We start from the raw sequence: 9,503 nt of genomic DNA on the forward strand, positions 1-9,503 counted from the left end.
GCAAGAGATAGAGAGGATGAATATGTCACAACATGAAACAAATAAACCTTGGTTCAAACAACTTTGGCCATGGCTACTCATTAGCGGCCCAGCTGTAGCTGCGATTGGTTGCATCATTACTATTTATCTTGCCGTAACGCTCTATGTAGATAAGCCCGTTCGCGATGGCGTTGTTAAGCGCGGACTCAAGGTTGAACAAATTAAAGTAGGGCAGGACCAAAAATGAAGTACCGTCTATTTATTTGGATCATGTGGCCATCATTTTTAGTCTCTATCTTGGCCGAAGGTTTGCTCTTTAGCATCGTGCATCCTGCTGAGCTTTTGTTCTTTGGCCACCACCCAAATATTTCCGATGAGGGTATTTACACCATCGGATTTTTTGTTATTTGGATCTTTTGCTCTTTCTCGAGCGCTCTTACAGCCTATATCCTGCCTGGCATCGACTTGGATAGTGGTAAAGCGCAGGATCGCAGTTTGATTTAAGTGTGTATTGGCTTGATTTGGACTGTGCGTTCTGGATTGGGGACGCCAGCTAGTTCATACAGCCCATCCATATCAATTAGTTTGATGTGACGTTGTTTAATTTGAATCAGCCCTGATTCAGCAAAACGTGAGAGCATCCGACTAACGGTTTCAATCTGAATCCCTAAATAACTACCAATTTCTACGCGACTCATACGCAAGTCAAATTCATTATTTTGATAGCCGCGCGCAGCTAGGCGTTGAGAAAGATTCAATAAGAAGGCCGCTAAACGCTCTTCAGCACGCAAACTACCCAATGAGAGTAGGTGACGTTGATCTTGTGTGAGTTCGCGACTCAAAATGCGGTGGAATTGCTTTTGTAGCACTGGAATTTGGCGTGCCAAATCCTCAAATGCCTCATAGCGAATAATGCAGACTTCGCTATCTTCCAGGGCAATTGCTTCAGATTGGTAGCTACCTTCACCAATGCCATCAAGCCCCAAAATTTCTCCAGGTAGATGAAAACCCATTACCTGTTGACGTCCATCCTCTAGGCCATATTCAGTCTTCAGAGTCCCAAAGCGGACGCTGTACACCGCAGAAAGTGGGTCACCGTGACGGTAGAGGCTTTCACCTTTTTGCAGGTGGACACGCTCTTTAACGAGAGTATCAATTTTGGCAATATCACTTGAGCTGATCCCCACTGGCAGGCAAAACTGACCCAGTACACAGACTGAGCACTTACCGCTAGGAACATCTGAGTTGGTGTAATTCATATTAGATCAAGTTACCAGATGAGTTTATTCTACTCGGATAATGCGCAATTTTAATATTTCTCTGTGCTGCTGGATCCCAAATGCTGACAACTAGTCTTTTGTTGGCTGTCTTCTTGGGTGCCCTAGTCAGTGGGTGGCACTGCGCTTTAATGTGTGGCGGTATTGCAGCGGCAATTGAGCGCCAGGGAAGCTATCGGGAGTTGACTTACGCCCCATTACAAAGCAAGTCTGAGCTGTTCTATCTTCAGCTAATCATGCATTTAGGGCGCTTGACGACCTATGTTTTGCTTGGCGCTGTCGCTGCTTGGGCTGGCGCTGTTCTGTGGCAACAAAATATAGTGCCAATTCAGCGTCCTTTATTTGCTTTCACATCATTAATTTTATTGGTGATGGGGATACGTCTTTTACGCCAGAGCTCAAGCAGCCGCTTAGTTGTTGGAAAGTGGCTTGGTGCGCGCATGGCAACATATTGGGCCAAATATTTAGGGGCTTTTACGGGTCGCTCATCCCGCTGGTTTAGTGGAATGGTTTGGGGGCTAGTTCCTTGTGGCTTGGTCTATAGCGCCTTACCGCTTGCCTTTTTGTCGGGTGATGTCTTAACAGGGGCAGCGCTCATGCTGGCCTTTGGTTTGGGCACCTTGCCGAATTTATTACTAATCTCTAAATTTACGGCCGCCCTGACGCAGTTAGGTCAATACGTTTGGATGAGATACATTGCCGCAGGCCTTTTATTATCTGCAGGACTCTTTGGTCTTTATCGTGCCTGGTATTTGCCAGATGCCTTATTAAAAGGCGGCTTCTGTATTAGTTAATGCGAGTTGATGCGGGTGATTGCTGTAGCGATGCCATGTTTTAGATCTGGGTAAGCGCAGTCATCAGTAAGCCGCTCAAAAAGACCTCCTCGTACAGCCATCTCGTAAGGCTGATGCGCTAGCCCACAAATCATGAGCTTGATGCCGCGATTTTGACAAGTCTCCTCAAGCTCAAGCAGGGCATCCATTCCAGAAACATCGATATAGATCACGTTCTTGAGGTCAAGCACCAAAACTTTTGATGGCAACTCTTTTTCGATGCCCTCCAGCAGTTTGACTGCACCAAAAAAGATAGCGCCATAGATTCTGATTGCGGAAACATAACCTTGGTGTTGCTGCAGTTCTGGAAAGTCGATGGCGCTTGCCGATTCATAGCGCGATAGACTTGAGATGCGGTAGATGAAAGTAATGAATGCTAAAAGCAGGCCTACCTGTATTGCAACAGTAAGGTCAAGGACAATTGTCAGAAAAAAGACGCTCAACATAGTCAAGCGATAAGGCAGGCGAAATTGCTTGAGGTCTGCAAACTTTCTCCACTCGCCCATATTCCAGGCAACATACATAAGGATGGCTGCTAAGCTGGCTAAGGGAATATTTTTTGCCAGCGGCGCCCCAAATAAGATAATGACAAGTAATGTCACCGCGTGAACGACCCCAGCAATTGGGGTGCTTGCACCACTCTGTATATTGGTGACTGTTCTTGCGATGGTTCCAGTAGATGGCATGCCGCCAAAGAATGGGCTCACTAGATTGGCGACACCCTGGGCCATCAGCTCTTGGTTTGATTCATGGCGATCATGAATGAGTCCATCAGCAATTCGTGCGCAGAGCAGCGATTCAATTGCACCAAGTAGTGCCAGCGTAATTGCAGGAGCAATGACAAATTGCGCGGTACTCCAGCTAATTGGAATCCATTCAAAGCTGGGTAGGCCCGAAGGAATACCGCCAAAACGACTACCTATCGTATCTACAGGAAGACTTAATAGACCAGTGACCATGGTGGCTAAAGCCATCGCAATAACGGTTCCCGGTATGTGGCTCAGATAGCCGAGACGTTTTTGAAAGATTCGCCATGCAATTAAGAGTGCCAAACTTCCAAGCGATAAGATTAAGGCGATAGGGTTAACAGTGTCGGCAGCGGCATACAAAGTTTGGACTGCTTGAAAAAATTCAGCAGGCATCTTGGTAATTTGTAGACCAAAAAATTCTTTGATTTGAGAGAGGCCAATCAGTACGGCGATGCCATTGGTGAACCCAATAATGACGGCAACGGGAATAAATCGAATTAAGGTCCCAAGCCGGAAGAGACCCATTAGAAATAAAAACACCCCGGACATGGCTGTTGCTAAAAGTAAATTGGCAAGACCATAGTGTTCAACAATGCCGTAAACAATCACGATAAAAGCACCGGCCGGACCACCGATTTGAACGCGGCTTCCACCCAATAAGGAAATTAATCCGCCGGCAATAATTGCTGTAAAGATACCTGCCTCTGGTTTAACTCCACTGGCGATCGCAAATGCCATTGCTAAAGGGAGCGCAACTACTCCAACGGTAATACCTGCCAATATATCTTTGCTAAAAAGGGCGCCGTTATAGCCCTTGAAAGAGTCCAGTAGTTTTGGATGAAATAGATTCATTGGAAGGGGATCTTCAGGCTATACGACTGCCAACCCAATAGGCTATAGCTGCGGATAAGGCTGTAACAGCAGACCCCCAAGCGATGTCTACAAATGCCAATCGCATTGGAAAATCACGAATGACTGCAAGGTTGGTTAAATCGTAAGTCATATAGCAAAAGAAGCCAAATAGCGCGCCATACTGAAATGCATATATCCAGGACTGTTTGGAGATTGCTGGAAGAATGACAAAAATTGATGCACCCAGTGCATAGAGGAGATAAAAAGCTAGTCCTGCCAGCAATTTAGGCTCATTAGCCATCAGTGAGCCCATTTCGTCGCGATAGAGGTTCTTGGCGATACCAAGCAGCCAAATCAAATCAATGACGACTAGCGAAAGTAGAAATGAAAAATACACTGCAAAGTACCTGAGCAATTCAGTTTCCTTTTTTATGCTTTTACAGTTAAATAAAGATTATGATGGAATGAGTGAGGTCAGGGTTTAATTTAACAGGAGTCAATATGTTCAAGCACCTATTAGTACCGGTTGATGGATCCGATGTAAGTAAAAAGTCCTTAAAAAAAGTGGCTGAGTTCGCTAAGGCAGATAAAGCTTCTGTCACGTTAGTCTATGTTTCTGATCCAATGCCGCCGATGGTGTATTCCGACAGCACTATGGGTTATGGAATTACTCAAAAAGATCATAAAAAGGTATGCGAAGCATTTGCTCAGGACATCTTTAAAAAGGCTACCGTTGCATTAGGCGCTGGTCTTAAGGTTAATACCCTCCATGTGCCCAATAGCAATTTGGCTGAAGGTATTTTGGAGGGGGCTAAGAAATCTAAGGCCGATGTCATCATGATGGCTTCACACAAGCGTACTGGGATTAAGAGTGTTTTATTAGGCAGTGAAACGCATGAAGTGATTGTGCATTCCAAATTACCAGTCTTGGTTCTTGGTTAATATTGAAGCTCTTAAAAGATGAAGGGGTCCTAATGGACCCCTTTTATTTGCGCAGCATTTTTAATTTTAATAAATGACTAGTTCACTAGCGGCGTACCTAGCAACAAAATTTCTCTGGTGAGCAGGCCGCTATCACTATCGCGCATATTCCATAAATCTAGCTGAGTTTTTGTAGCGTAAGGGTCGACATAGACTCCATCTTTTCTTAATTCAAAATGTAGGTGTGGTCCAGTAGATCGTCCGGTTGATCCAACGTAGCCAATTTCTAAGCCACGCCGCACTTCATTGCCTACCTCTAGCTCTACGTTGTAATTGCTTAAATGGGCATAGTAGGTGCGATAGTTTCCAGGGTGCTCGAGAATAATGAGATTGCCAAACGCGCCGCTAAAGCCCAGATGCACTATCTTGCCTGTGGCTACGCTAAAGATTGGCGTCCCAGTCGGGGCTGAATAATCAATCCCCATATGAGTGCGATACCTCTGTTTAGGTGTCGCAACGGGAGCCCCATTCTTTGAAGGTGCGGCTTTCTTACTGGAGGCGCGCACGCTGCCAACACCTCGGGAGATGCGTCGATAGCTCAGGGGGTTGGTCCAAAAGGTGCGCTCGATCGATTCTCCGCCGGCGGTATAAAAGCCACCTGGAATATCGCTTCTTTCAACCCAAAATGCACTTGAAAATACTTCGCCAGATGCTGGGTCAATAATTTCTGCAGCCCATATTTGTGCCCAACGTTCTTTATCTCCAAAGTCTACAATCAGGCGAACAATGCTGTTCGTATTTTCAAGTGCATTATTTTCTTCGGGATAAATTTGCTTGATGACAGAGTTCAGCTCCCAAACTAATTCAACTGGTAATTTGTCGCCCACCTTTTTAGGGTCGTATAAAACATCACTTAGAGCTAACTGAATTTCTGTAAATCGCTTTGACTCATCCTTTAAGTAGTCTTGTTGGATCAAGAAGCTGCCAGCTGCAGAAGGTGTAAAAGTCCAAACCTCTGTCTTGGCATCTTGCATGGGACCATTCATAATGCTGAGCGATTCGAAGCGATTGCGACTTCCCAAAGCTAAGGCATAAGGAATGCAATTGCCGCGCATCCGATCAAGAAACCCTTTAGTTTGGGATTTAAAGAAATCATTGAAGTTGCCATCGTCAAGACCTAGATTGGTCGGGAGATTTTCTTCGTTATAGCTACGGCGTAGGCAGCCGCGTTGGACACGATAATCTAAGTTCGCACCGCCTTGACTGCTGGGGGCGCCCTCAATCCGTTTGAACAGCTGAGGATTTAAGCTCATGCTTTTAGTGCCGCGACTGAGTGAATTTTCCTTAAGCTGAATCCCGGCCTGCTTATTACTTGTGCTGGCAACTTTTTGTTTTATCTGAGGGGTTTTGCTTGCTTTACCAGTTTGACTTGCTTGTTGCGCTTGCGCGCTGGATATGAAAACGATCAGAGAGAGTCCGATAACGTTGATTACATTCCTCAGCAAGTAAGGTAAGGAGCTCACTTTTTTATTCACCACTCAATTATCCAATATTGTTCTCAGTTTGCATGTTTTTTATGTTGTAGTGCAGCAATTTTCTATTGAAGTTGGTCAAGGAAAGTAGCAAAAGTTGCAGATACAATAAATTTTTAATTAAAGGAATTTCAATGCCCATCATTGAGTCGGTATCAGTTGCAGCGGTTGCGGTGCCTCTAGATAAGGTCACCTCCTTTTCTACGCGAACAGTTTCAGAGCGTCACTACTGCTTAGTGAAGGTGCGGGGTAAGGATGGTAATGAGGGTATAGGCTTTTGCTATGTCGGAAGTGCTGGTGGCGATATTGCCAAGATTGCAGTTGAGCAATTGCTAGCCCCTAAACTCATTGGTCAAAACAGTCATCGCAGTGAAGGTTTGTGGATGGATATGTATAACGAGTCCATTTTGCAGGGGCGTGCTGGCGCCGTGATGCGGGGTATCTCAATTTTGGATACAGCGCTCTGGGATTTAAATGCCCGTGCTGCAAAGCTGCCTCTTCACCAATATTTAGGATCGGTCGTGGATGATCGAGTGCCAGCTTATGCCAGTGGAGGCTACTATTTGGATGGTAAAACGCCTGCCAAGTTAGGCAAAGAGATGGAGTCCTACGTTAAACAAGGTTTTAAGGCCGTCAAAATGAAAGTAGGGCGCCTATCCCCAAGAGAAGAGGAGGCACGCGTTAAAGCCGCCCGTAAGGCTGTAGGTGAGGATGTTTTACTGACTTTAGACGCCAACAATGCGTGGCGCGATCTCCCAACGGCTCTGGAATATATTCGACGCTTTGAGGCTTATAACCCTTACTGGATTGAGGAGCCATTTTCACCAGATGCGATTGACCTTCATGCGGTTCTAGCGCGTCAAACCACGATCAACGTCGCTACTGGTGAGATGGAGGCTGGGCGCTGGCGTTTTAGGGAGTTAATTGATGCTGGTGGCGCTGCAATTTTGCAATCAGATGCGGCGGTGTGTGGTGGCATCACCGAATGGCGTCGTATTTCTGCTTATGCAGACTTAAAAGGCGTGATTGTTTGCCCGCACTGGATGCACGACTTACATGCCCCTTTGGTGGCCGCAACACCGAATGCGCGTTTTGTAGAATTCTTCTTGGATGATCAGGTATTAAACTTCCGCCGATTAATTAATAAGCAGCTCACCTTCAAAAACGGTGATTTGATTCTACATAAAACCCCAGGATTGGGATTTGAGTTTGATGAAACCGCTGTCAAAAAATATGCCGGCAAGGCTGCTTGGACGAAGATTGTCTAATGTAATCAACAATCAACAATCAACAATCAACAATCAGCAGTCACTAGGCAATAAAAAATCCCGCATCAAGTGCGGGATTTTTTTCAACCTAACTTTGCCTCAATATCGATCAGGTGGACTTTGGGTTCATTTTGGAATGAGTAATGGATTGGGTAATCAATACCAAACCAAATCCTACGAATCCAATAATGTCCGCTTCAGTCGATGGGTAGGCAAGCGCTACACCTGCAACCACCATGATGACGCGTTCAAATACTTTAGTCTTTTCGATAAACCAGCCTTGTAATCCGCCAGCCAGACAAATGATTCCCACAACTGCGGTAAATGAAACCCAAGCAATCTGACCCCAATCCGCTTGTTCTAGGGCGGCTGTAGAACCCATTAGCAATAAGCTGACGCCTGACTTATCGAGAACAAACATGAATGGCACCAAGATAGCTGGGGCGACATACTTCCAAGTTTGCAAGGTAGTCTTGTATGGGTTGCCTTTACAGATGGCTGCAGCAGCAAACGGAGAGAGTGCGGTTGGAGGGGACACTTCAGAGAGTACTGCGTAATAGAAGATGAACATGTGCGCGGCAAATTCTGGAACGCCAAGATTAATCAAGGCAGGGGCAGCAATCACGGCACAAATAATATAAGACGCTGTTACTGGAACGGCGAGACCTACAACCCAAACTACTAGACCTGTAAAGATCGCCGTGAGCAAAAGTGAGCCGCCTGCGTACTGAATCACAATTGAGCTAAATTTCAAGCCCAAGCCAGTCAAAGTAACGGTGCCCACAATCAATCCAGCGCCAGCACAGGTAACTGCAATGGCTAGTACACCAGTAGAACCAGAGGCCAATGCTTTAGTCAAATTTGAGTTGTACAGGCCAGAGAAAATCTTTTCTTTACCCTGGAACCAATCCCAAGGGATGATGGCAGTATCACGACGGAGCATGCTCGAGAGAGCCGATACAACAGTCGCCCAAAATACCGACATGACTGGTGAGAAGCCAAACATCATGAACACTACGATCGAAATCAATGAGAAGAAATGGAACCAATACTTTTTAGTAAGCTGCCAAGCAGATTCCGCTGCTTCGAACTTCATGCTCTTCATTCCATACTTACGTACATCAATTTCCACCATGACTAGTAAACCAAGGTAAAACAGAATGGTTGGAATGGTTGCCATCAGCAACACATCTAAATAGGAAATCTTCAGGAAGTCAGCAATTAAGAATGCTGCCGCGCCAAGCACTGGAGGGGAAATAATTGCACCTAAGCCACCAGCTGCCAATAAACCACCAGCTGCATTTTTTTCATATCCAACTTTATCGAGCATTGGGGCAGCTACCGAACCAACGGTCACGGTGGTAGCAACGCCGGAGCCTGATGGGCCACCTAGCAAGAATGAAGACAGAACAATGGTTCTGCCAACACCTGAAGATTTGCCGCCCATAGCTGCAAATGAGAAATCGATAAAGAACTTACCTGCACCAGTGAACTGTAAGAAGGCGCCAAAAATGGTGAAGAGAATAATCAGGGTAGCGGATACGTCTACTGCAGTGCCGTAAATACCTTCAAGCGTCATGAACATGTAGCCAACTAGACGGTCGAGGTCGTAGCCTTTGTGTGTCCATGGGGCTGGCAGGTAGTTACCAAAAAGGGCGTACATCAAGAAGAGTGAAGTGACTACTACTAAGACCATGCCATTGGTTCTTCTGACACTCTCTAGAATGAGGGCAATCAAGAAGACGCCGAACATGACATCGGTTGAATTCGGAGCGGTATTGCGATCAAACAGATCATCTCCGCTACTGAGGATGTAGTAGGCAATAGCGATTGATCCCACAGCAAATAAAATATCCCACCACATAAGGCGGTTCTTAAAGCGGACTGCAATCGGGAAGCTAAGGAATACTAAAAACAGTACTAAGGCAACGTGGATAACACGCAGCTGCTGGGTTGGAACAATTGAATAAGCGGCATATAGGTGAAAGAGTGACATGCCAACAGCCACCAAGGTGATGAACTTAGCCAAGAGACCTTTGTAGTCATTGGAATCACCTTCCTCTTGCTTAATGAAGGCGTCTAATTTTTCTTG

General features: G+C 45.7%; 10 protein-coding genes. 5 read left to right on the forward strand and 5 right to left on the reverse strand.

The genetic code is table 11. The features are described from left to right. The first annotated feature begins 22 nt into the window (after positions 1 to 22). Together B7X71_RS01440 and B7X71_RS01445 are read left to right on the forward strand one after the other, a co-directional pair. Complete coding sequence (locus tag B7X71_RS01440) at positions 23 to 226, forward strand: FixH family protein (RefSeq protein ID WP_293596859.1); 204 nt, start codon at positions 23 to 25, stop codon at positions 224 to 226. After that, positions 223 to 483: a hypothetical protein gene (locus B7X71_RS01445; protein ID WP_293596858.1), complete on the forward strand. Its 261-nt coding sequence runs from the start codon at positions 223 to 225 to the stop codon at positions 481 to 483. The genes B7X71_RS01440 and B7X71_RS01445 overlap by 4 nt, the downstream gene beginning before the upstream one ends. On the opposite strand, the gene B7X71_RS01450 is transcribed toward B7X71_RS01445, so the two are convergent. Then, positions 480 to 1,238, reverse strand: a complete 759-nt coding sequence (locus B7X71_RS01450; RefSeq protein ID WP_293596857.1) for a helix-turn-helix domain-containing protein — start codon at positions 1,236 to 1,238, stop codon at positions 480 to 482. The two genes, B7X71_RS01445 and B7X71_RS01450, sit on opposite strands and share 4 nt — an antisense overlap. An 80-nt stretch (positions 1,239 to 1,318) precedes the next feature. On the opposite strand from B7X71_RS01450, the gene B7X71_RS01455 reads away from it, so the two are divergent. After that, on the forward strand, positions 1,319 to 2,050 hold the full coding sequence (locus B7X71_RS01455; protein ID WP_293596856.1) for a sulfite exporter TauE/SafE family protein: 732 nt from the start codon (positions 1,319 to 1,321) through the stop codon (positions 2,048 to 2,050). On the opposite strand, the gene B7X71_RS01460 is transcribed toward B7X71_RS01455, so the two are convergent. Next, positions 2,047 to 3,690, reverse strand: a complete 1,644-nt coding sequence (locus B7X71_RS01460; protein ID WP_293596855.1) for a SulP family inorganic anion transporter — start codon at positions 3,688 to 3,690, stop codon at positions 2,047 to 2,049. The two genes, B7X71_RS01455 and B7X71_RS01460, sit on opposite strands and share 4 nt — an antisense overlap. A 13-nt stretch (positions 3,691 to 3,703) precedes the next feature. After that, positions 3,704 to 4,087 carry a DUF2177 family protein gene (locus tag B7X71_RS01465; protein WP_293596854.1) on the reverse strand — a complete coding sequence of 128 codons (384 nt, stop codon included), beginning with the start codon at positions 4,085 to 4,087 and terminating at the stop codon, positions 3,704 to 3,706. A 104-nt stretch (positions 4,088 to 4,191) separates the two neighbouring features. Here B7X71_RS01465 and B7X71_RS01470 point away from each other — a divergent pair, with 104 nt between their 5' ends. After that, positions 4,192 to 4,632, forward strand: a complete 441-nt coding sequence (locus tag B7X71_RS01470; RefSeq protein WP_293596853.1) for a universal stress protein — start codon at positions 4,192 to 4,194, stop codon at positions 4,630 to 4,632. A gap of 77 nt (positions 4,633 to 4,709) precedes the next feature. On the opposite strand, the gene B7X71_RS01475 is transcribed toward B7X71_RS01470, so the two are convergent. Next, entirely contained in the window at positions 4,710 to 6,146 is a 1,437-nt protein-coding gene (locus B7X71_RS01475; protein WP_293596852.1) for a M23 family metallopeptidase, read from the reverse strand. A 131-nt stretch (positions 6,147 to 6,277) separates the two neighbouring features. Here B7X71_RS01475 and B7X71_RS01480 point away from each other — a divergent pair, with 131 nt between their 5' ends. Then, positions 6,278 to 7,411, forward strand: coding sequence for a mandelate racemase/muconate lactonizing enzyme family protein (locus B7X71_RS01480; protein WP_293597510.1), 1,134 nt, complete (start codon positions 6,278 to 6,280; stop codon positions 7,409 to 7,411). Between the two features lie 109 nt (positions 7,412 to 7,520). Here the strand turns inward: B7X71_RS01480 and B7X71_RS01485 are convergent. Continuing rightward, positions 7,521 to 9,503: TRAP transporter fused permease subunit (locus tag B7X71_RS01485; RefSeq protein WP_293600131.1), on the reverse strand; the 1,983-nt coding region annotated here is incomplete at its 5' end.

This window comes from Polynucleobacter sp. 39-46-10, from assembly GCF_002282275.1.